This is a genomic window from Pseudomonas gingeri, from assembly GCF_013385635.1.
GTDB classification, from domain to species: Bacteria; Pseudomonadota; Gammaproteobacteria; order Pseudomonadales; family Pseudomonadaceae; genus Aquipseudomonas; species Aquipseudomonas gingeri_A.
In genome coordinates this window covers 1-22,061 of the sequence record NZ_JACAPR010000031.1, presented here as the reverse complement: position 1 = coordinate 22,061, position 22,061 = coordinate 1, and the positions used below count along the sequence as shown (strand labels likewise).

Genomic DNA, 22,061 nt, shown 5'->3' with positions numbered 1-22,061 from the left:
CTCCCGTTGCGGTGAATGGTGGTGTGGACGGATGGGTCAGTAGTCATAGTTGAGCCCCAGGAAGGCGGTGCGCTGCTGATAGGGATGGGGGCTGACGAAGTATTTTTCGTTGCCCAGGTTGTCGATGCCGGCCGAGGCGGTGAGGTGCGCGTCGATCTTGTAGCTGGCCTTGACGTCGAACACGCTGTAATGGCTGATGCCGCCATAGGTGTCGTGGTCGCTGTCGGTGTTCAGCAGGGTGCTGTAGGCACCACTGGAATAGCGGTAGCCGAGGGCGTAGGTCAGTTGCGCGTTCGGGTGGTAGATCGCCGAGACGCGGCTGCGCCAGCGCGGGATACGCGGGAACTCCTTGCCTTCGGCGGCTGGCGCCTGGGTGTCCTGTTGCACTTCGGATTCGGCGTAGGTGATGCTGCCCGACAGCTCCAGGCCCGACAGGATGACGTCCTGGGCATCGAGGGCGGTTTCCACGCCATGGATACGCGCGCGGTCGATGTTCTCGATCTGCGTCAGGTTGGGGCTGACCGTGGTGTCGGTTTGCGAGAACAGCGCATTGCGGCGATTCTCCTGGAACAACGAGACGCGCAACTGGTACTGGTTCCAGCTGTATTGCGTAGTCCAGTCGTAGGAGCGCACGTCCTCGGGCTTGAGATCGGGGTTGTTCTGCACCAGCTGGTTACCGCTGGTGACCTGCTGGAACAGCTCGGTCACCGTCGGGTAGCGTACCGCGCGGCCGAAGGACAGGCGGGTTTGCAGCGCCGGGGTGATGTCGAACGCCAGCGCCGCCTTGGGCGAGAAGTCATGGCGGCGCTGGTCGGGGTAGCTGACCTGCGCCGGGGTGGTCGCGGTGTTGAGGTTGAAGCCGTCGAAGGCTTGCCAGTACTCCTCGCGCCCGCCCAGGGTCAGGGTCCAGCGCGGGGCCAGCTTCCAGGTGTCTTGCAGGTACAGCGCCTGGGTGCGGGTCTCGCCACCGGAGGCGGCGCTTTTCGGGCCATCGTCGCCGCTCTTCCAGTCGGCGACCTTGTAGGTCTCCTGCTTGAGCAGGTAGTCATCGACGTGATAGCCGAAGGTGACCTCATGGCTCTGGTCGAACAGTGGCTGCGGGCGCCAGATACCGCGCAGTTCGCCGGTCTGCCAGCCGGTGCCGTCCTGCACCTGGCGGGTGCCGGCCAGGGTCTGGCCGTAGTTGGAGGCCGAGCGCGATTCTTCATTGAGGTAGTGGTAGTTGCTGTAGGCCGCGTGCCAGTCGAACGGTCCCTGGGTATCGCTGCCCAGCGACAGGGCGTTGAGGATATGCAGCTCGTCGGTGCTGCCGGGGTTGAGACCGGACACCGTGTAGGCCTTGCCGTCGATATTCACCGGACCGTTGTAGAAGGTCTGGCCGGCACTGTTCTTCAGGTAGCTGTCGACCGTGGTATGCGACTCGTCGGCCCACAGGCCCAGGGTATAGAGGGCGGTGACGTCCGGGTTGATGTCCCAGCCGAGCTTGAGTTTGCCCTGGTCCTGGACACTGTGGTCGATGGCATAGCCGCCGAACACCAGGCGCGGGTTGCCGTTCTGGTCGGTGTCCTGGTGGGCGCCGCTGACTGGGGTGGCCGAGGCGGCGGCCGAGCGGCCCGAGAGGTTGGCGGTGGCGAAACTCATTGGCTGGCCCTGGGCGTCGAGATGGTCGTAGGAGACCCAGACTGAAAACGGCCCGACGCGATTGCCGCCGGCCAGGCTGACATTGCCGCTGTTGTAGTTTTCGTGGGTGCCGTAGAGCTTGAAGTCCTGCTGCGCGCCGGTGATCGCCGCATGGAACTCCGGGCGGGTCGGCATGCGCGTTTCCAGGGTGACCACGCCGCCCAGGGAATTGCCCGGATAGAGCGCGCTGAACGGGCCATACATGACGTCGACGCGGGAAATCTCGCTGGGCGACACCAGGCCCCAGCGCGGCGGGAAGCTGTAGCTGTTGCCCAGCAGGTTGGAGAGCAGCAGGTCATCGGCATAGACCAGCGACTGGGCGCTGGACACGGTCCCGGTGGTGCGGGTGGAGACGATGCCGTTGCGGTCGCCGATATAGCGTTCGCGCACTTCGATGCTCGGCAGGTATTTCAGGGCCTGCGCCGAGGTCATCAGGTTGACGCTGTCGTTGATCTGCTCGGCGCTGCGGCTTTCCACCACTGCCGGGGCACTGGCGACGGCGTGGGGCAGCGGTTGTACCGAGTCGTCGGCGGTGACCGTGACATTACCGAGGACGATGGGGGTGGCATCGGCTGTCCGGTCGGCGTTGTGGGGGGGCGAGGCGAGGGTGTCGGCGTGTACCGGCAGTACGCTCGGCAGCAGTACCAGGCTGCTGGCCAGGGCCGAGAGCAGGGCCGTGTTCAGGCTCGACAAGCGTGCGGTCGGCGCAGGGGCGACCGCCAGCGTCAACGCGGCGAGGGCGCGTTGTGGGCGTGTGATAGGCATCGATGCAGATCCGTGATTCAGGGCGACAAAACACGCGGAAAAACCACGGGCGCCGGGGCGCTCGCGGTGTTCAGCGGAGGGTTTGTTTTTTCGGAAACGCCTGGATCAGGCCAGGGGCGGTCCGCGCGGACACAGGTCCAGCGGCCATTGATACGGTGGGATGGGCGTCTTGCAGGGCACGGCATTGGGCGCGGCGGGCACCCGTGGCGGCAGCACCGCCACGGCCCAGAGCAGGGCCGGGCTGTCGTGAAACAGCGAACAGTAGCCGCAGGCGTCGAGCGCCTCGTGAACGCCGCCATGACCGGAATCGCCAGCCGGGTGCTGGTGCTGGGCACCGGCCATGACGTGCTCGGGACACCAGGCGCCGCTCGGCGGCTGGTGTTCCAGGGCCTGGACGGTCCGCGAAATCGTCGGCACGAACAGCAGCAGACCCAGGGCCAGCATGGCCAGCCAGGTAGCGAATCGCTGCTGAGTTCGAGTGCGGCGCACGTGGGTTTCCGGGCAAGGGCAGGAAGAGGGCTGTGATCTTGCCACGTCGCGCGCAGGCGGCAAAGGCCGGCGGCAATCTGCCGCAGGCCGGAGGCCTCATGGGTTACAGTAGGTAGCGTGGTGCATCCATTCGATCATGCAAGATACGAACGATCACGATCCCGTAAGCGGTGATACGCAGGTAGATCATGTGCCGCCCGGCGCTGCTTCGGCGATAGCCGGGTCGAATGTGATCGCATGCCTGGGCGGTCTTGGGTGTCTGCGCCAATTCCGCAAAAGTGGCAGTCATGACATCGATATAGCGAGTGGCCTGATCCATGCCCCATTGTCGAACGGTATAAATCCAGATCGCTTCAAGATCACGTTCGGCAGCAGGTGTAAGGCGATACTCAGCCATGCGCGGTCATCATTCTGCGCTTGAACTCCTCGGCGTCGAATGGGCGTGGTTCCCCGCTGGCTTCACCTTCCATCAGTGCGGTGCGGATTGCCTCAAGTTCGGCGCTGCGCTCCTGCTCGCGCCTGATCAGGTCACGGATATATTCGCTGTCGTTGGTATAGTGGCCGGCTTCGATTTGCGCTTTGATCCAGCCATCTTGCTGGTCGGTCACGGTAATGGTTTTACGCACGGTTCCCATGATTGGGCCTCAGAGGAATACTGTCGGTAGGCAAAGTTTATCATACTATTGGTGCGCTATCGTGCGTATTGGCTGAGACTCAACCTTGCACATGACACCTGACCTGTTGCGGCTCTCCACGCAATGCCTGCGGCTGCTCACAACCGCGGGTACACAAACTGCACCGTTCACGGAAGAAGCAACCTTGCGGCAGGACACGGTTGCCCGGCAACTCGGTCGGCGCCGCCACCTGTTCCGCCTGCAGGGGCACGCCCAGGCGCGGCACCGCTTCGAGCAGCAGGCGGGTGTAGGGATGACGCGGTTGCTCCAGCACCTGGGTAGCGCTGCCCAGTTCGACGATCTGCCCCAGGTACATCACCGCGACCCGGTCGGCCATGTGCCGCACGACCGAGACGTTGTGGGATATCAGGATATAGGTCAGGTTGCGCGCCCGTTGCAGTTCCGCCAGCAGGTTGAGGATCTGCGCCTGGACCGAGATGTCCAGGGCGGAGGTCGGCTCGTCCAGGACAATGATGTCCGGGTCCGATGAGAGGGCGCGGGCAATCGCGATCCGCTGGCGCTGGCCGCCGGAAAACTGGTGCGCGAAGCGGTCCAGGTATTCCGGGCGGATGCCGACCTGGGACGCGACCCGGGCGGCGATGTCGCGCATCTGCTGGCGAGGTGCATGACCGCGGGCGTACAACGGCTCGGTGATGATCCGCCAGATCGGCAGCCGTGGATCGAGCGAGGATTGCGGATCCTGGAAGACGATCTGCACGTTGCTCCTGGCCTTGCCGTCGGGGCGCGGGGGCCAGTTCAGTTCGCCGCTGCTCGGGGCCAGCAGGCCCATCAGCAACTGGGCCAGGGTACTTTTGCCGCAGCCCGATTCGCCGACGATGCCCAGGGTCTCGCCGGCCCTGACCTGCAGGTCGATGCCGTTCAGCGCATGGGCGTAACCCCGGGGCCGGCCCAGCCAGTCGTTGCTCACCGGAAAACGCACGCGAACATCATCCAGGCGGAGAATGTCGGGTGCCGTTTGGGCCGTGGTCGGGATGACGGCACTGTTCATCATGAAAGCTCCTTGACCGGCAGCCAGCACGCGCTGCGGCGTTGCTCATTGCCGTTGATGGGGTTGAGGCGCGGGCGTTGGGCGCAGATCGGCATGCTGTACGGGCAGCGTTCCTCGAAGGTGCAGCCCACCGGCAGGGAGGCCAGGTTCGGCACCTGGCCGGGAATGGTCATCAGGGGCTGCCCCGGCTCGACCATTTCCGGCAGGCCGCTGAGCAGGCCCCGGGTATAGGGATGCCGCGGATTGCCCATCACCTCTTCGGTGCGGCCCTGTTCGACCACGGCACCGGTGTACATGACGTAGACCCGGTCGCAGAACTGCGAGACCAGGGCCATGTCGTGGGTGATCAGGAGGATGGCGGTGCCTTGCTGCCGGGCCTTTTCCCGGAGCAGCAACAGCACCTGGCGTTGCACGGTCACATCGAGGGCGGTGGTCGGTTCGTCGGCAATCAGCAGTTGGGGTTCGCAGGAGAACGCCAGGGCGATCATCACCCGTTGGCGCATGCCGCCGGACAATTCGAACGGATAGCTTTCCAGCACCTGCTCGGGGCTGGCGATATGCATGTCGCGCAGCAGCGCAATGGCCTTGAGACGCGCTTGCGCTGCGCTGATCTTCTGGTGATGAATGATCACGTCGAGCATTTGCCGGCCTATGCGCCGTGTCGGGTTCAGGGCCGTCATCGGTTCCTGGAAGATCATCGCCGCGTCGCGGCCGCGTATCTGCAGCAGTTCCTTTTCCGAGGCGGCGAGCATGTCGCGGTCGAGCATGCTCAGGCTGCCGGCGGTGATGCGATAACTGCGCTCGGGCAGCAGGCGCATGCTGAGCATCGCGGTGACCGACTTACCCGATCCGGACTCGCCGACCACGCCGACGATCTCGCCGGGATTGACGTGCAGCGAGACGCCGTTGAGGGCCTTGACATTGTTCTTGTACGCCGGGAATTCCAGGCTCAGGTTGTCGATGGCCAATACGGGAGTGGCGGTATGCATGGTCATTTCCCCTGTTGCCGTGGATCGAGCAGATCGCGCACGCCATCGCCCAGCAGGTTGAAACCGGTGGCGGTGATCAGGATCGCCAGGCCGGGAAAGGTCGAATACCACCAGTTGTCGAGGATGTAGTTGCGCCCGGTGGCGACCATGGCGCCCCATTCGGCGGTGGGCTGTTGTGCTCCCAGGCCGATAAAGCCCAGGGCCGAGGCCATGAGAATGGCGCTGCCGATATCCAGGCTCAATTGCACCAGCAACGGTGGCATGGCATTGCGGGCCACGTGCCAGTGCACCATGTGCCAGCGCCCGGCACCGAAGGTCTGGGCCGCCTTGACGTAGCCCATCTGGCGGATGCTCAGAGCCTGGCCGCGGGCCAGTCGCACATAGGACGGAATCCGTACCAGGGTGATCGCCAGCATGGCATTGAACAGGCTGGCGCCCAGGGCCGCGGCCAGGGCCATGATCAGCACCAGGGAGGGCACCGACAGCATGATGTCCATCAGGCGCATGATCAGCGCGTCGAAACGCCCGCCGATGATTCCGGAAAAGCAGCCCAGCAGGCCGCCGATCAGGCAGGAGGCAAAGGCCACGAACAGGCCTACGCCCACCGATTGCTGGCTGCCGAACAGGACGCGGCTGAACAGGTCCCGGCCGACTTCATCGGTGCCGAACCAGTGTTCGGCCGACGGCGGCATCAGGCGCGCGGTGAGGTCCAGCGCATTGGGGTCATGGCTGGCGAGCCAGGGCGCGAAGATCATGCACAGCAGCACGATCATGGTGATCGCCAGGCCGGCCATGGTCAGCGGGCTGCGGCGGATCTGGTAACCCAGGTAGGCGAATTTCTCGCTCCAGCGCGGGCCGCGCGCTGCGGTCAGGGGGATGGACATTTCAATTCACCTCGCCGATGCGTGGGTCGATCACGCGGTACAGAAGATCGATGGCCATGTTCAACAGCACATAGATGAATGACACCAGGATCGCGAAGCCCATCACCGCCGGGAAGTCCAGCGACTGGATCGACTTGACCACATAGGCGCCCATGCCTGGCCAGGCAAACACGGTTTCGGTCAGCACGGCGCCATACAGCAGGTCACCCAGGGTCAGGCCGAGCACGGTCACCGAGGGGATCAGCGCGTTGGGCAGGGCATGGCGCAGGATCACCGTCCAGCGCGACAGGCCATAGGCGCGGGCGGTGCGGATATAGTCTTCGCCCAATTGGTCGAGCATGGCCGAGCGAATCTGTCGGGCAACCACGCCGAGGGTGACGAAACCCAGGGTCGCGGCCGGTAGAACCAGGTGTTGCAGCGTATCGAGAAACAGTTCTGCGTTACCGGCGAGCAGCGAATCGATCAGGTAGAAACCGGTAAAGGTCGGCGGCGGCACAAGTCCTTCGGACAAGCGCCCGCCACCTGGTAACCAACCCAGGTGGCCGTAGAACAGCACAATCGCGCCCAGACCGAGCCAGAAGGCCGGGGTGGAAATACCGGTGACCGCCAGGGTGCGGGCGATCTGGTCGATGGCGCGGTTGTGATAGACCGCCGACAGCACGCCCAGCGGTACGCCGACCAGGATCGCCAGCACCAGCGCCACCAGTGCCAGCTCCAGGGTGGCCGGGAAGAATGCCTGCAGGTCCTCCAGGACCGGACGGTTGGTCCGGATCGAGGTGCCGAGGTCGCCGTGCAGCAAGTCCATCAGGTAGCGGCCGTATTGTTGATACAGCGGCAGGTCCAGGCCCAGCTGGTGACGGATACCGGCCACCAGTGCATCGCTGGCACGGTCGCCGGCGATCAGCCGGGCGGGGTCCCCGGGAATCAGGTGCGAAATTGCAAAGGTAATCAGCGAAACGCCGAACACGACCAACACCAGGCCGAGCAGGCGCTTGCGCAACAGAGTCAGGAAGGCCATCGGGCACCTCAGTCACACGAACGACGAGAATCAGACGCGCGCCGCCTTGCCGGGCCGGCGCGCGCGAGCAGGTTTACTTGCTCATGCTGCCCAGGTTGAAGACCTGTTCGAGCATCGGGTTGAACACGTAGCCCTTGACCGAATCACGCATCGGCAAGGTGTAGCTCTTCTGATAGAGGTAGGCGTAGACGCTGTCCTTGAGCACCTTTTTCTGGGCCGTCTGGTACAGCTCGACGCGCTTGGCGGTGTCGCTGGTGGAAGCCGCTTCGCGGATCAGTTGGTCGACTTCGGGATTGCTGTAGAACGAGCGGTTGCCCTGCAGGCCCTGCATCTTCGAGTCGAACCAGAAGTTCATGAACATGTACGGGTCGGCAAAGTCCGGGCTCCAGGCCCCCGAGGCGATGTCGAAGTCGGCCTGGCCGACGCGTTCGCGCAAGGTCGCGTTGGCAAGTTTTTCCAGCTTGAGGTTGATGCCCAGGGGCGCCAGCGCGGCTTGCAGTGTCAGGCCGATCGGTTCCCAGTTGGGGTCCTTGTCCGAGTACATGTAGCTCAGGGTGGTGATCTTCTGCGGCACCTTGGCGAGGCTGTCCCTGGCACCGGCGAGGTCCTGTTTCATCGGTGGCAGCGAGCTGTCGTAGGCCCACATGCCATCCGGGATCGGCCCGTTCATCAGCTTGGCCTTGTCCTTGAGGATGCCTTTGACAATGCCGTTGTAGTCCACCGCCTCGGTGATCGCCCGGCGGGCATCGACGTTGGCCAGCGGGCCTTTCTTGTTGTTCAGGTACAGGTAGGTCACCCGCAGCGACGGGAATTCCCGGACCACCACGCCGGACTTTTTGCCGAGCGCGCCGAGCTGGTCTTCGGGCATGTCTTCGATGATGTCCAGGTCACCGTGTTCGAGTTGCAGGCGACGCACGGAGGGCTCGCCGATGATCTTGATCACCACGCTTTTCAGTGCCGGCTTGGGGCCGGCGAAATAGCTGTTCGGTTCAAGGGTCAACGACTGGCCTTTCTGCCAGTTGCTCAGGCGGAAGGGGCCGGAGCCGGCGGTGTGGCTGGACAGCCAGGCATTGACGTCGGCACCCTTGCTCATCACCGCCGGGTTGATGATCGAGGCACCGTTGTGCGCCAGGGTGAACAGGAACGGCGCGAAAGGCGTCTTCAGGGTGAAACGGATGGTCTGCGGATCGACCACCGTCACCACCATGTCTTCCGGGAAGGCGCCAGACGGCCCCTGCTTGAGGGTCATCAGGCGGTCGAAGGAAAACTTCACCGCGGCCGCATCCACCGGGGCGCCGTCATCGAACTTGTTGCCGGGCCTGATCTTGAATTCCCAGACCAGGTTGTCCGGGGACACGGTCCAGCTCTCGGCCAGGTCGCCCTGGACTTCGGTGCTGCTCTTGTCACCCTCGACCTTGTAGCCGACCAGGCGCTGGTACGACGGATAGGTGATGGTCCAGTCGTTGTTGTCGAAGGTCACGGCCGGGTCCAGGGTCTGCGGATCGGCGGGTTTGCCGATGACCAGCGTGTCCTGGGGCACAGCCGCGGTGGCGGCCTGCCAGGCCCCCAGGCTCAAGGCGCTGCACAGGACGCTCAGCAGCAGTTTGCCAGTGCCGGAAAAGGCGTTGCGGGTCACGGTGTTCGTTGGGTTCATGCCGGTTTCCTTGATCATTCGATGTATGGAAGTTCGTCAGGTTTTTTATAAAAGCTATAACCGGGCAGTTGCAGGTGAAACGTAAGTCATGCGGGTTATTGTTGTTTTCAGCCACACCGGGGTGGGCCGTGCTGTGTCGCTTGCGAAACTCTGTGGTTTCGTCAGGTCTGGCGTTGCGGGTGGATCGGATTTTTCAGGGCGCCGGCTTACTCCTCCTCCAGCAAGGGGTAGTCGTCGGCATTCGGTAATTCGTAATGCCACCATTCGGTATCGATTGCCTGGAACCCGGCGCCGAGCATGATCCCCAGCAACAGCAGGCGATTGCGTTGCACCTCGGCGGGCAGGTCGGGGTAGAACTGATGGGAGCGTTCTTCCATGGCGTCGAACGCGGTGCCCATGTCCAGTGGTTCGCCATCGCCGCCCACCAGGGTCAGGTCCACGGCCACGCCACGGCTGTGGTGGGAGCCCAGGTGCGGATCGCGCACGTAGTCGTTGTTCGGCAACGCTTCCCACAACAGGTACTGGGCGTAGGGCGGGCGGTAGGCGTCATAGAGGCGCAGGGTCAGTCCGGCCAGGCGCGCCCTTTGGCTGGCCTTGTCCAGGCACTCGGCGGCGCGGCGATGCAGCAGGCAACGGGCCGTCGGGTAGATCACTTTTCCAGCCAGGTTGTCTGCACTGGCGTAGATCAGGTCGATTTGCACCTGATAGCGCTGGGCATCAATCTCTACAAGGGGGCTGTTGTTCACGCAAACACTCCAGTGGGGATTCGGCGAGGCGGTGGGTCAGCCTTCGAACTGGCCGAAGGCTTTTTGCAATTGACGGTTCCTGGCCAGGCGCTCATCGAGGCGTTCGCCGTATTTCTCCGCGACGGCCGAAACCACCAGGTTCAACAGGCAGGCCAGCGGAGCAGGGGAGTCCCAGAACTGCCCGACATCGGTTTTCAGTTGCAGCAGATCCAGCGGGTAGTCTCGCGCCCAGGGGCATTGCAGATCGGTGATCAGGGCCGTGGGCAGGTCGTTGTCGATCGCCGCGTTGCAGAAGGCCTGGGTCACGCTGGAATAGGCGCGGAAGTCGGCAATGATGGCGTAGGGATTGGCGAAGCCGGAGTTCAGCGTTTCGGCGTAGATCCCTGACAGGCCATCGACGTAGTAGACCTTGGGGCGAATGTATTCGAGGTGGCTATGGAACGCCGTGAGAATCCCCCGGGTGGATTGAATCCCGAGAATGAACACGGCATCGGCTTCATGGATGCGCTGCACGATCCGGGTGAAGGCTTCGCTGCGTGCCAGGCCATAGGCATGCTGGATGGCCTCGAGTTCGCGGCCCATGGATCTGTCGAGGGCGTCCTCCTGGTTGGCTTCGGCACGGAAGGCGGCAATGCGGTCGGTGATCAGCCACGAAGTCGGCGCTTCGCCGCGCAGGCTCTTCTTGACCTCATCGATGTTCTGGTAACCCAGGGAGCGCAGGAAACGCCCCACGGAAATCCCCGTGGTGGAAGCCTGCTGCGCGATGCTGTCGGCCGACTCGAACGGCAACTGCTCCGGATTACCCAGCAGGTAGCTGGCGATGCGCTTGCCGGTGGGGGTCAGGCTGGAGAACTGTTGTTCCAGCACCTGGAGAAAGCTGTTCTTTTCCGTGGACATAGCGGCGCGCCGGCGTGAGATTGTTATGTTTATGTCATTTGTTTTGATCTTGTTATAAACATAACATCGGCTTTCGAGATAGCACAATGCCTTTTTCCGACGAGGTCGCAACGCGTAAAAACGACGAGGTTCATTCAGGAAGGGATTATTCGAAAAGTCCGAAAGTCATTTTCGATTTCGGGTCGATTATCAAAGCAGGGCCGAATGATTAACGTGGTGTCCAGTGATCGGATGAGGGTCGGCCAACCTGGCTGCAGTCGCATCCGGTTTTACCGATCAGTCCCTTCAACGGAGCCCTGGACCATGCAACTCACACCCCTATCGCGCAACTTCACCGCCCGCCTCGCGGGTGTACTCTTCACCCTGGTGCTTTCGGGCCTGGCATCCGCCGCCACACCCGAACTGGTGAAGCCGGGCGTGCTGGCCGTCGACAAGAGCCTGTCCCCCGAGCAACTGAAACTCGCGCAAACCGCCGCCCTGCGTTACGACACCTTCTGGCACACCGGTGACGAAGCCCTGGCCCGTGCCGCGCTGGCGGACCACTTCATCGACCACACGCTGCCTGCCGGGCGCCAGCAGGGGCCGCAGGGACCGTTGCAGGCTTCCCGGGCGTTTCGTGCAGCGGTTCCCGACCTGACGTGCGAAGTCGTGCAGATGATCGTCGCCGGAGACCGGGTCAGCGCGCAGCTGCATTTTCGCGGGCATTTCACCGGGACCTTTGGCGAACGCAAGGGCAGCGGCCAGGTGGTGGACTTTATCGCCTTCGATATCTACCAGATCGAAAACGGCAGGATCGCCGCCGACTGGCACCTTGAAGACAACCTGACCTTGATGAAACAACTGGGGGCACTATGACGGTCCAGCATCTCGATCATTTCACCCTGCGCACTTCCCGGGTCGACGAGACGGTAGCGTTCTTTCGCGATGCCATCGGCCTTGAAGTGGGCTGGCGTCCGGCGTTCCCGTTCCCTGGCCAGTGGCTCTATTCGGGAGAGCGGGCACTGCTGCATATCGCCGATCTGGACCGTAGCAATCCCGAACTGGAGGCCTATCTGGGCGCCCGTGCCGCAGGCGGGGGAACGGGGGCGCTCGATCACATCGCCTTTCGCTGCAGCGACCTGCCGGGGATGCGCCAACGCCTGCTCGACCTCGGCCTGCCCTTTGACGAGCGGGTGGTGCCCGACCTGGCGGAACACCAGGTGTTCGTCGAAGACCCGAACGGCATCGGGATCGAGCTGATCTTTGCCTACTCGCCGCCAGCCAGGCGCTGACGCATTCCCTCACTGGCCGCCGGCCCGGCCTGCACGGTGCTGCGCTCCAGCGGCACCGGACGGCCATCGGCGCTATCGGCCATCATCAAGTGCAATGGCCGACCGCTCTCGCGTTCGACGATCTGCACGCTTTCGCCTTCCGGCGCGTAATGGCGATTGCCCCATTCCACCAGGGCCAGGATCACCACGCGAAAATCCCTGCCCTTGGCGGTCGGCACATACTGGTAGCGCAGCGGGCGCTGGCTGTAGGCCTCGCGCTCCAGCAGGCCGTCTTCCACCAGGGCATTCAAACGCCGGGTCAGCATGTTCGGGGCGATCTCCAGGCTGCGGGAGAATTCGTCGAAGCGTTTCAGGCCCTGCAAGGCGTCGCGCATGATCAGGATGCTCCACCACTCGCCAACCCGTTCAAGGCTGCGGGCGATGGGGCATTCGGCATGGATCAGGGTCTTGCGTTGCATGGTGGCTCCTGTCGGGCGAGCGAACTTTTGTCCGGTGAGTATGTTACTTTCATGATGATAGTAGCGTCCATAAGCCAATACCTCGCTCAATCACCTGAAGGAGTTGGATTGTCATGAACAAACGCATCGTTGTCACGGGTATGGGCGCATTGACCCCGCTGGGCTGTGGCGTCGAGCAGACCTGGCAGCGTCTGCTGGCCGGACAGTCCGGGATCCGGCCCTTGCCGCCGGAGCTGATCGGCGACCTGTCGATCAGCATCGGTGGCCAGGTTCCGGACCGCCTCCAGGACCCGCAGGCCGGCTTCGATCCCGACCAGTTGCTGGCCGCCAAGGAGCAGCGCAAGATGGACCGCTTCATCCTGTTCGCCCTGGCGGCGGCCGATGAAGCCCTGGCCCAGGCCGGTTGGATGCCCGAGACCGCCGAAGCGCGGGAGCGCACGGCGACCATCATTGCCACCGGCGTCGGCGGCTTTCCGGCCATTGCCGAAGCGGTGCGCACCACCGACAGCAAGGGCCCGCGACGCCTGTCGCCGTTCACCATTCCGTCGTTTCTCGGCAACATGGCGGCCGGGCATGTCTCGATCCGCTACGGTTTCAAGGGGCCGCTGGGCACGCCGGTGACCGCCTGCGCCGCCGGTGTCCAGGCGATCGGCGATGCCGCGCGGATGATCCGTGCGGGAGAGGTCGATGTAGCGATCTGCGGGGGCGCCGAAGCCTGTATCCACCGCGTCAGCCTGGCCGGCTTCGCCGCGGCAAGGGCACTGTCCAGTGACTTCAACGACACGCCGCAGCGCGCCTCCCGGCCTTTCGACCAGGCCCGCGATGGTTTTGTCATGGGCGAGGGCGCCGGCCTGCTGGTGATCGAGGAACTGGAACATGCCCTGGCCCGTGGCGCCAAGCCTCTCGCCGAACTGGTGGGGTACGGCACCAGTTCCGATGCCTACCACATGACGGCGGGCCCCGAAGACGGCGACGGCGCGCGCCGCTCCATGCAGCAGGCGTTGCGCCAGGCCGGTGTCGAGCCCTCGCAGGTTCGCCATCTGAATGCCCACGCCACCTCGACGCCGGTGGGCGACAAGGGCGAGATGGCGGCGATCAAGGCGCTGTTCGGAACGCTGGATGGCCCGGCCATCAGTTCGACCAAATCCGCCACCGGGCACCTGCTGGGCGCGGCCGGCGGGATCGAGGCGATCTTCACGGTCCTGGCCTTGCGCGACCAGATCGCGCCGGCCACGCTGAACCTGGACAACCCCGACGAGGCCGCCGAAGGCCTTGACCTGATTCGCCGCCAGGCCCGGCCGGTGGCCATGGACTATGCACTGTCCAATGGCTTCGGTTTTGGCGGGGTCAATGCCAGCGTGCTGTTCAAACGCTGGGTGTAGAGGGCCGCAGCAACGATCCCGTGGGGCAGGCCGGCCAGCCGGGCGCCTGTCTCGCGGGGACGGGTGGCGGGCCACGGCCGTTTTTCGCCCTCCCGCCACTGGACTTGACCCGTATCGAATGGGGACAATGGGTTTTTGATGCGGAAATGGAAGCTCTCATGAGTGACAGTGCACAGCGCGGCCCCAGTGACATCGATCTGATGACGGACGTTGCCATGCTTTATTACCTTGAGAACATCACGCAGGAGGCTATTGCCAAGCGCTTCGAGTTGTCCCGGGCAAAAGTCAGCCGGCTGCTCAAGCGCGCGCGCGACGAAGGGATTGTCGAAGTGCGGGTACTGCAACACCCTGCGATGAACAGCGAGCTGGAGCAGACGCTGGTCGAGCGCTTCAAGCTGGACCGGGCGTTGATCGCCGTCGATCACGGTGACCCGGACGCCCAGCGTTCGGCGGTGGCCAGCCTGGTGGCCCACTACCTGAACAAGACCCTGGATGACGGCATGATCGTCGCCGTCGGCATGGGCCGCAATGTCGGTGCCGTGGCTGAAAACGTGTTCCTGCCGGTGACGCGCAATTGCACGTTCGTCTGCGCCATCGGCGGTTCGCTCAAGGCTGGCGAATACATGAACCCCGACCACATCTGCCGTCGGCTTGCCCTGCGCTTCGGTGCGGAAAGCGAAACCCTCTACGCACCGGCGCTGGTGGCCAACCATGAGTTGCGCAGCGCCCTGATCAACAACGATACGGTACGTTCGACCCTGGATCGGGCCCGTCGCGCCGATATCGCGCTGATCGGCATCGGCGACATGAGCGAGAACAGCAACATGGTGCGCATGGGCTGGTTCTCGCCCCAGGAGATCGCCCAGGCGCGACTGTCCGGTACGGTGGGCGACATGATGGGGTACGACTTCATCGACATCCATGGCCAGCCGGCGGTCAACACCATGCAGGGGCGGGTGATCGGGCTGTCGGTTCAGGAACTGGCGCGGATTCCCGACGTGGTGGCGATTGCCAGCGAGAATACCAAGGCGGCGGCGACGCTCGGCGCATTGCGCTCCGGGGTGATCAATACCCTGGCGACGACGGTGTCCAATGCCTACACCATCCTCGCGCTTGACGATGCGACGCGCAAACTCGTCTGAAGGGCTCGGGAGTACCCTGATCGGCGCGCCTCGACGAGCGTCCGATCAGGGGCGGTGGACGCTCAGTCGAGCAGTTGCGCTTGCACCGATTCGGCGAGGTTGGTGAGGATCAGGCAGCAGGACACCGCGCCGGCATCCAGCACGCCCAGGGAGCGCTCGCCCAGGCGGCTGGCCCGACCGATTTTCGCCACCAGGTCGCGGGTGGAGTCCCGGCCCTGTGAGGCCGCGCTTTTCATCCGGTTCAAGGCGTCATGGAACGAAGCGCCGTTGGCCTGGGCCTGTTCGAAGGCTTCCACGGAGGGGATCAGCGTGTCCATCAGGCACTTGTCGCCGACACCCGCATCGGTAATGTCCTGCAACGACGTGAGGCCGCCGCGCAGCAGCCGGGCGAAACTGGCCGCGTCGATTTCGTCGCGGCCCCGTACTTCGTCGGCCATGCCGATGAACAGGCTGCCGTAGAGTGGCCCCATCGAGCCGCCAATGCCTTCCATCAGGGCCAGGGTCAGCTCGTCAAGCGCCTCGGCCAGGGACAATTGGCGACCTTCAAGGCTCTTGCCGCAGCGGGAGAAACCCTTGGCCATGTTGATACCGTGGTCGCCGTCGCCGATGGCACCGTCCACTTCGCTGAGGTATTCGCGGTTGGCGACGATCACCGAGACCAGGCTGGCAACGATGGCGCTACCGGTGCTGCTGGAAAAATGCTGGCTCATGGTTTACTCCGACTGCGACAGGCCGATGGAGCGGCAGGGTTGATCGATCAGGGTGGTCAGTTCGGCGTCGAGTCCGAGCAGGGTCAGGGTGACGCCCATCATTTCCAGTGACGTGAAGTAATTGCCGATATAGCAGCGATGAACCCGCAGGCCCTTGGTCTTGAGCAGGCGTTCGACTTCGGCGTAGAAAATATACAGCTCCATCACCGGGGTCGCGCCCAGGCCGGAGACCAGCACCACCACGCTGTCGTCCCGGCTGAAGTCGCGGTCGGCGAGAATCGGCGCGAGCATGCGCTCGGCCATGGCAGCGGCGGACTCGACAGGGATGACTTCGATTCCCGGTTCGCCGTGATGGCCGATCCCCAGTTCCATCATGCCGTCGGCGATCTGGAAGTTCGGCTTGCCCACCGCCGGGATGATGCACGGGGTCAGGCCCACGCCAATGGAGCGGCAGTGGTCGACGGCCTTGCGGGCGACACGGATCACGCCGTCCAGGTCGTAGCCCTGGGCGGCGGCGGCGCCACCGACCTTCCACATGAAGATCTCCCCGGCGACACCACGGCGCTTGGCGATATCGGCCGGCGGGGCGGAGGCCACGTCATCGTTGGCGACCACGGTGCGAATGTTCATGTCCTTGCTGGCGGCCATTTTCATCGCCAGCTTGACGTTCATGTTGTCGCCGGCGTAGTTGCCGTACAGGCAGGCGACGCCTGCGCCCTGGTCAGCGGCGCGGAAGGCGTCGAAGAAGCTCTTGGCGGTGGGCGAGGAAAATATTTCGCCGACGGCCACGGCATCGACCAGGCCGGGGCCGACATAACCCAGGAAGGCCGGTTCATGGCCGGAGCCGCCACCGGTGACAATCCCCACCCGACCCGCCGGTGAGGGCGTGCGCTTGCCGATGACCCGTGGATTGGCTTCGTACTGGGCCAGTTCCGGATGGGCCACGAGGATGCCCTTGAGCATGTCCTCGACTACCTGGTCCGGATCGTTGATGACTCGATTCATGGCGTGTTTCCTTGTTCTTGTAAGGTCTGAGCCGATTACTGGATGCTGTAGCCGCCGTCGATCACCACGTTCTCGCCGGTGATCATCCTGGCCGCATCGCTGAGCAGATAAAGCACCAGCCCGGCGATTTCTTCCGGCTGGGCGAAGCGTCCGACCGGGATCTGCAATTTTGCCCGTTCACCGAGTTCGCCGGCCCAGGCCTTCTTGCCCAGGGCCGTTTCAACGATGGTCGGGGATACCGCGTTGACATTGATGCCATGGGCTGCCCACTCCATGGCCAGTACCTTGGTCATGCCGACCACCGCGGCCTTGCTTGCACAGTAGGCCACATGCCGGTCCAGGCCAATCACGGCGGCCTGGGACGCGAGGTTGACGATGCGGCCGTTACCTTGCCCGATCATGTGCCGGGCGCAGGCCTGGGCCACGAAGAAACTGGCCTTGAGGTTGATGTCCAGGGTGGTGTCCCAGGCGTTTTCGTTGACGTCCATGGCCTTGTCCAGCAGGGCGACCCCCGCGCTGTTGACCAGATAGTCCAGTTGGCCGAGGTGCGTGGCGGCCTGGTCGACGGCGGTCTGCACCTGGTCGAGCTGGCGAAGATCGACGGCCAGGCCGATGTGCCCGGCGCCGAGGCTGGCCGCCACGTCGACCACCGCCGGATCGCGGTCCAGCAGGGCGACCCTGGCACCGCGCTCCACCAGCAGGCTGGCACAGGCCAGACCGATACCGGCGGCGCCACCGGTGATCACGGCGCAGCGGCCGTCGAGGTCGAACGCCTGGTTCCAGAAATTGGACATTGCATACACTCCATACGGGCCGGACCCGGCCCGGGTTTTCGATTGGGCAGACGCTTACTTGGTGCCGGTGACCTGCGTGTACAGGGCATCGGCGTTGTTACCGGTCACCGGCACCCACGGCAGAATGTACGCCTTGTCGGTGCCGTCGCCCCATTTCACTTCCTTGGCATAACGCTCCCAGATCGTCGATTGCGGCTTGTAGTCCTTGCCGGCCAGGGTGCGCAGGGCCATGTCGAGGGCGCCCTGGGACTGCGCCTGGGCGTCCTGCAGGAAGGTGGTGACTTCGTCTTTCTTCGCCGCCTGGATGGCGTCGGGCATGCCGTCGATCGCGGTGATGGGGACGTCATTTGGCGACAGGCCTCGGGATTTCACCGCTTGCAGGGCGCCCAGGGCCATGTCGTCGTTCTGCGCAATGATGCCGGAGATGCCGCCGTTGGGGTGGGCGTTGAGCCAGTCTTCGGTCAGGGTCAGGGCCTCGGAGCGCGACCAGTTGGCGGTCTTCATCTCGATGACCTTGATGCCCGGGTTCTTCAGCAGCACTTCGATTTCACCCTTTTGCCGATCGATCTGCGCCGACTGGCCGATCGGGCCCTGGATGATGGCCACGGTGCCCTTGCCCTTGAGCTTGTCGACCATGGCCTGGGCCTGGAGGCGCCCGCCCTCGACATCGTCGTTGCCGATGAAGGGCACGTTGGCGCTGGCGACCCTGGTGTTGGAGGCGATCACCGGCACGTCGCTTTCCTGGGCGCGGAGCACGGCACCGACCCCGGCCTTGGTGTCGATCGGCACGAAGATGATCGCATCGTAGTGTTGGGTGACCATGGTCTCGATCTGGTTGTTCTGGGTCAGGGCGTCGTAGTTGCCGTCGAATACCGTGAGCTGCACCGTGCCGTCCTTGACCGCCGGATGCTCCTTCAACTCGCGGACCCAGTTCTGCATGTACTGGCCCTTGAGGCCATAGACGGCGGCACCGATCTTGTAGGTCTTGCCCTGGGCGAAGCTGACGCTGCTGGCCAGCAGGGACATGGCCAGCAGGGCGAATACCGTTTTACCTGACTTCATGGGGAACACCTTTATTGTTGTCGTTCGTTTGACAGGGGGCGAAGGCAAACGCCTGGCTCAGCGTTTTTTCTTGCGCCAGACATCGATCAGCACCGCGAACACGATGATCAGCCCCTTGGCGACTTGTTGGTAATACGAGGACACCCCGAGCAGGTTCAGGCCGTTGTTGATCACGCCGATCAGCAGGGCGCCGAACAGGGTGCCGACAATGCTCCCGGTGCCACCGGAGAGGCTGGTGCCACCGATCACCACGGCGGCGATGGCGTCCAGCTCATAGGACGTGCCGGCCTGGGGCAGGGCGGAGGTGGTTCGTGCCGAGAGCACGACGCCGGCCAGTCCGGCCAGCAGCCCCGAGACCACATAGACCGAGAACATCACCTTGCGCACGCCGATCCCTGAGGTGCGGGCGCTCTTTTCGTTGCCGCCCACGGCGTAGATATAGCGGCCGTAGGTGGTGTAGCGCAGGACCATCCAGAAGATCAGCGCGACCACCGCGAAGATGATGATCGGCACGCCGATCGGGCCGATCTTGCCGATGCCCAGGGCCAGGTAGCTGTCGGGCAGGTCGGTGACCGGGCTGCCGTCATTGAGGATGAAGGTCATGCCGCGGGCGACGCTGAGCATGCCCAGGGTCGCGACAAACGGCGGGATCGACAGGTTGGCAACCATGAAACCGTTGACCACGCCAAGCATGGCTCCGGCGAACATCCCGGCGCTGACCGACGCCAGCAGGCCATGACCCTGGGTCGCCACCAGGGCGCTGCACAGGCCGGCGAAGGCCAGAATCGAGCCGACCGAGAGGTCGATGCCCTTGGTCAGGATCACATAGGTCATGCCCACGGCGAGAATACCGTTGATGGAGGTCTGGCGCAGGATGTCCATCCAGTTGCGCCAGGTCATGAAGTACTCGCTGGCAAAGGCCATGGCGATGCACAGCAGGATAAACACCAGCGGCAGGCCGAAGCGGTCCAGGGCCAGGCGCAGGCGCGCGCGCGGGCGGCTGGTCGTGGATACGGGGAGGGGGGCGGGGGCGGCAAGGATTTTACTGTTCATGAGGCGAGACTCAACAGGGCTTCCTGGGAAAGAGCGGTATCGGTGCTGACGGTGACCAGTCGGCCGCCTTTGAATACCGCGATGCGATCACTCAGATGGAGCAGTTCCGGGGCTTCGGACGAGACCACGATGGCCGCGCCGCCGGCGCGGACAAACTCGTCGAGCAGGTGGTAGATCTCCTGTTTGGCGCCTTCGTCGATGCCCCGGGTCGGCTCGTCGCAGAGCAGGCAGATCGGCTGGGTCGACAGGCATTTGGCGAGCACCACTTTCTGCTGGTTGCCGCCGCTCATGGAGGCCACCGGCAGATCGAGGGAGGAGATCTTGATCTGCAGGCGCTTGACCATGCTGCGGGCCAGTTCGTTTTCCTTGCGTGCGCTGATCACCGACCAGCTCGATAGCTGCTTGTAGGCCGAGAGGGCGATGTTGGCCATGATGCTGCCGCTGAGGACCAGGCCGCTGTCCTTGCGATCCTCGGTGACCAGCGACATGCCGGCGCGGATGGTTGCCGCCGGCACGCCGATCGGCAGGGGCCGGCCTTGCAGGGTGGCCGTCCCCGAGTCGGGTGCGGTGAGGCCGTAGAGGCAGTTGAGGAACTCGCTGCGGCCCGAGCCCATGAGGCCATAGATGCCGAGGATTTCGCCCTGGCGCAGTTGCAGGCTGATGTCTTGGAACTCGCCGTCGCGGCTCAGTCCTTCGACATCCAGGCAGTTCTGCGTGGTGCATTCGCGACCGATCTTGTGATCGATGCGTTGCAGTTCCTGGCCGACGATGCCGCGAACCAGATGGGCGCGGTCGATATCGGCCATGCGTCCGCTTTCGACGAAGGCGCCATCGCGGAAGATGCTGTAGTCGTCGGCAATCTGCGCCAGTTCGCTCAAGCGATGCGATACATAGATGATCCCCGCGCCGCGGGCGGTCAGGCGGCGGATGGCCTTGAACAAAGTTTCAGTCTCGCGCTCGCCGATGGCCGAGGTCGGCTCGTCCATGATCATCACCTGGCAGTCATGGCTGAAGGCCTTGGCGATTTCCACCAACTGGATCTGCGCCACGCTCAGGCGATGCATGGGGCTGGTGGCGTCCACCTCGAACTCCAGGCTGTGCAGCAATTCGCGGGTGCGGCGGTTCAGCTCCCGGCTGTCGACGATACAGCCGGCACGGCGGGGTTCGCGGCCCAGCCAGATGTTTTCGGCGACGGTCATATAGGGGATCGGTTCCAGCTCCTGGGTGATCATCGCCACGCCGGCGGCGAGCGCCTCGCCGGGGCGCTGGAAATGCACCGCTTGGCCATTGAGCAGGATGCTGCCGGCGTCACGCTGGGTGATGCCCATGAGGATGCTGAGAAAGGTCGATTTGCCTGCACCGTTGCCGCCGCACAAGGCGTGCACGCTACCTGCACGGAGAGAGAGGCGCCCGTCGCGCAGGGCCGGGATCCCTGCATAGGCTTTGGCGACATGTTCAGCCTGGAGCAGTAATGGCGTAGCCATCGGGGTGTCCTCTTGCTGATTTTCTTGTTAGGTCAAGTCGATCAAATGATCGGCGAGTGATCATATGTTTAAAGCAAATCCCTAGTATGTGTCAACGAGGCTTTCTATTCTTTGGCGGTTTCCGCCGCTTGTTGGTCATTATGGCGATAAATCATTCAAAAAACCGCTTGACACTCCTCTGTTTCTGGCGGGCTAATACTTGTGCAAAATTTCATTGCGTGATCATTTGATCGCTGCCTGGGTTTCTGTCAGGCGGCGGAGGAAAACTTATGGATGCAAACACACTGTTTTCGGTAGCCGTCGGCAGCGACGAGGCCGGCTACGAGCTCAAGGAGCTGCTCAAGCTCCATATCGAAGGTTTGGGCTACAGGCTCCAGGATTTCGGCTGCTACTCCTCCAGTCCGGTGCTTTACCCGGATATCGCGGCCACGGTCGCGACTGCCGTGAGTGCCGGGGAGCATCGCCTGGGCATCCTGATTTGCGGTACCGGCATCGGCATGGCCATTTCCGCGAACAAGATCAAGGGCGTACGTGCGGCCCAGGCCCACGACACCTATTCGGCCGAGCGTGCGCGCAAAAGCAACGATGCGCAGATCCTGTCCATTGGTGCACGGGTGATCGGTCCCGAGTTGGCCAAGAGCATTGTGAAAATCTTCCTTGAGTCCGACTTCGAAGCCGAGCGCTCCGGCCCGAAGGTCGAGCGGATCACCGCGGTCGAGGCGGCGAATAGGGCATTGACCAGCCTTTGAGGGCGGGACCGTCGCGCCTGCATGAAGTCTGGTCGGATAAGCACCAGGGACTGAAATAAAAATCAACAAGAGCCCAAGAAATGTCCAACCCGCAACCGATTCTGAAACCGAGCCAGCGTACTCTGGCCAACGCCATTCGTGCCCTC

Annotated in this window: 23 protein-coding genes; 5 read left to right on the top strand and 18 right to left on the bottom strand. The window is 63.8% G+C overall.

Annotation, left to right across the window (positions count from 1 at the left end; translation table 11 throughout):
* Positions 1-36: 36 nt before the first annotated feature.
* The 11 genes from HX851_RS30245 to HX851_RS30195 form a co-directional block, all read right to left on the bottom strand.
* Positions 37-2,445 carry a TonB-dependent receptor gene (locus HX851_RS30245; protein ID WP_177063708.1) on the bottom strand — a complete coding sequence of 803 codons (2,409 nt, stop codon included), beginning with the start codon at positions 2,443-2,445 and terminating at the stop codon, positions 37-39.
* Between the two features lie 105 nt (positions 2,446-2,550).
* The gene (locus HX851_RS30240; protein WP_177063709.1) at positions 2,551-2,934 is read right to left on the bottom strand and encodes a DUF2946 domain-containing protein; all 384 of its coding nucleotides are present in this window, start codon (positions 2,932-2,934) and stop codon (positions 2,551-2,553) included.
* A 103-nt stretch (positions 2,935-3,037) separates the two neighbouring features.
* Positions 3,038-3,331: a type II toxin-antitoxin system RelE/ParE family toxin gene (locus tag HX851_RS30235; protein WP_177063710.1), complete on the bottom strand. Its 294-nt coding sequence runs from the start codon at positions 3,329-3,331 to the stop codon at positions 3,038-3,040.
* Complete coding sequence (locus HX851_RS30230) at positions 3,324-3,569, bottom strand: type II toxin-antitoxin system ParD family antitoxin (RefSeq protein WP_177063711.1); 246 nt, start codon at positions 3,567-3,569, stop codon at positions 3,324-3,326. Before HX851_RS30230 ends, HX851_RS30235 begins: the two co-directional genes overlap by 8 nt.
* A 79-nt stretch (positions 3,570-3,648) precedes the next feature.
* Positions 3,649-4,617 (bottom strand): oligopeptide/dipeptide ABC transporter ATP-binding protein, encoded by a 969-nt coding sequence (locus HX851_RS30225; RefSeq protein ID WP_177063731.1) that lies wholly within the window; start codon positions 4,615-4,617, stop codon positions 3,649-3,651.
* Entirely contained in the window at positions 4,617-5,606 is a 990-nt protein-coding gene (locus HX851_RS30220; protein WP_256262620.1) for an ABC transporter ATP-binding protein, read from the bottom strand. The genes HX851_RS30225 and HX851_RS30220 overlap by 1 nt, the downstream gene beginning before the upstream one ends.
* Positions 5,607-5,608: 2 nt before the next feature.
* Entirely contained in the window at positions 5,609-6,490 is an 882-nt protein-coding gene (ddpC, locus tag HX851_RS30215; RefSeq protein ID WP_177064362.1) for a D,D-dipeptide ABC transporter permease, read from the bottom strand.
* Position 6,491: 1 nt separating this feature from the next.
* Complete coding sequence (locus HX851_RS30210) at positions 6,492-7,508, bottom strand: ABC transporter permease (protein ID WP_177063714.1); 1,017 nt, start codon at positions 7,506-7,508, stop codon at positions 6,492-6,494.
* Positions 7,509-7,581: 73 nt separating this feature from the next.
* The gene (locus tag HX851_RS30205; protein ID WP_177064361.1) at positions 7,582-9,162 is read right to left on the bottom strand and encodes an ABC transporter substrate-binding protein; all 1,581 of its coding nucleotides are present in this window, start codon (positions 9,160-9,162) and stop codon (positions 7,582-7,584) included.
* A 206-nt stretch (positions 9,163-9,368) separates the two neighbouring features.
* Positions 9,369-9,908: a D-alanyl-D-alanine dipeptidase gene (gene ddpX, locus HX851_RS30200; protein ID WP_177063716.1), complete on the bottom strand. Its 540-nt coding sequence runs from the start codon at positions 9,906-9,908 to the stop codon at positions 9,369-9,371.
* Between the two features lie 36 nt (positions 9,909-9,944).
* Positions 9,945-10,805 carry a MurR/RpiR family transcriptional regulator gene (locus HX851_RS30195; RefSeq protein ID WP_177063717.1) on the bottom strand — a complete coding sequence of 287 codons (861 nt, stop codon included), beginning with the start codon at positions 10,803-10,805 and terminating at the stop codon, positions 9,945-9,947.
* A gap of 303 nt (positions 10,806-11,108) precedes the next feature.
* Between HX851_RS30195 and HX851_RS30190 the strand changes: the two genes are divergently transcribed.
* Complete coding sequence (locus tag HX851_RS30190) at positions 11,109-11,660, top strand: ester cyclase (RefSeq protein WP_177063718.1); 552 nt, start codon at positions 11,109-11,111, stop codon at positions 11,658-11,660.
* Complete coding sequence (locus HX851_RS30185) at positions 11,657-12,076, top strand: VOC family protein (protein ID WP_177063719.1); 420 nt, start codon at positions 11,657-11,659, stop codon at positions 12,074-12,076. Before HX851_RS30190 ends, HX851_RS30185 begins: the two co-directional genes overlap by 4 nt.
* Here the strand turns inward: HX851_RS30185 and HX851_RS30180 are convergent.
* Positions 12,052-12,534 carry a winged helix-turn-helix transcriptional regulator gene (locus tag HX851_RS30180; protein WP_177063720.1) on the bottom strand — a complete coding sequence of 161 codons (483 nt, stop codon included), beginning with the start codon at positions 12,532-12,534 and terminating at the stop codon, positions 12,052-12,054. The two genes, HX851_RS30185 and HX851_RS30180, sit on opposite strands and share 25 nt — an antisense overlap.
* A gap of 113 nt (positions 12,535-12,647) precedes the next feature.
* Here HX851_RS30180 and fabF point away from each other — a divergent pair, with 113 nt between their 5' ends.
* Both fabF and HX851_RS30170 read left to right on the top strand, forming a co-directional pair.
* Positions 12,648-13,916, top strand: coding sequence for a beta-ketoacyl-ACP synthase II (gene fabF, locus HX851_RS30175; protein WP_177063721.1), 1,269 nt, complete (start codon positions 12,648-12,650; stop codon positions 13,914-13,916).
* Positions 13,917-14,074: 158 nt separating this feature from the next.
* On the top strand, positions 14,075-15,058 hold the full coding sequence (locus tag HX851_RS30170) for a sugar-binding transcriptional regulator (protein ID WP_177063722.1): 984 nt from the start codon (positions 14,075-14,077) through the stop codon (positions 15,056-15,058).
* 62 nt (positions 15,059-15,120) lie between these two features.
* On the opposite strand, the gene dhaL is transcribed toward HX851_RS30170, so the two are convergent.
* The 6 genes from dhaL to HX851_RS30140 are packed head-to-tail and all read right to left on the bottom strand — an operon-like array spanning position 15,121 to position 21,166.
* The gene (dhaL, locus tag HX851_RS30165; protein WP_177063723.1) at positions 15,121-15,768 is read right to left on the bottom strand and encodes a dihydroxyacetone kinase subunit DhaL; all 648 of its coding nucleotides are present in this window, start codon (positions 15,766-15,768) and stop codon (positions 15,121-15,123) included.
* Between the two features lie 3 nt (positions 15,769-15,771).
* Positions 15,772-16,773 (bottom strand): dihydroxyacetone kinase subunit DhaK, encoded by a 1,002-nt coding sequence (locus tag HX851_RS30160; protein ID WP_177063724.1) that lies wholly within the window; start codon positions 16,771-16,773, stop codon positions 15,772-15,774.
* Positions 16,774-16,808: 35 nt separating this feature from the next.
* Positions 16,809-17,567 (bottom strand): SDR family oxidoreductase, encoded by a 759-nt coding sequence (locus HX851_RS30155; protein ID WP_177064360.1) that lies wholly within the window; start codon positions 17,565-17,567, stop codon positions 16,809-16,811.
* A 54-nt stretch (positions 17,568-17,621) separates the two neighbouring features.
* Complete coding sequence (locus HX851_RS30150; protein WP_177064359.1) at positions 17,622-18,629, bottom strand: substrate-binding domain-containing protein; 1,008 nt, start codon at positions 18,627-18,629, stop codon at positions 17,622-17,624.
* Positions 18,630-18,686: 57 nt separating this feature from the next.
* On the bottom strand, positions 18,687-19,682 hold the full coding sequence (locus tag HX851_RS30145) for an ABC transporter permease (RefSeq protein WP_177064358.1): 996 nt from the start codon (positions 19,680-19,682) through the stop codon (positions 18,687-18,689).
* Complete coding sequence (locus HX851_RS30140; protein WP_177063728.1) at positions 19,679-21,166, bottom strand: sugar ABC transporter ATP-binding protein; 1,488 nt, start codon at positions 21,164-21,166, stop codon at positions 19,679-19,681. Before HX851_RS30140 ends, HX851_RS30145 begins: the two co-directional genes overlap by 4 nt.
* Positions 21,167-21,435: 269 nt before the next feature.
* Between HX851_RS30140 and rpiB the strand changes: the two genes are divergently transcribed.
* Positions 21,436-21,915 (top strand): ribose 5-phosphate isomerase B, encoded by a 480-nt coding sequence (gene rpiB, locus HX851_RS30135; protein WP_177063729.1) that lies wholly within the window; start codon positions 21,436-21,438, stop codon positions 21,913-21,915.
* Positions 21,916-22,061: the final 146 nt, after the last annotated feature.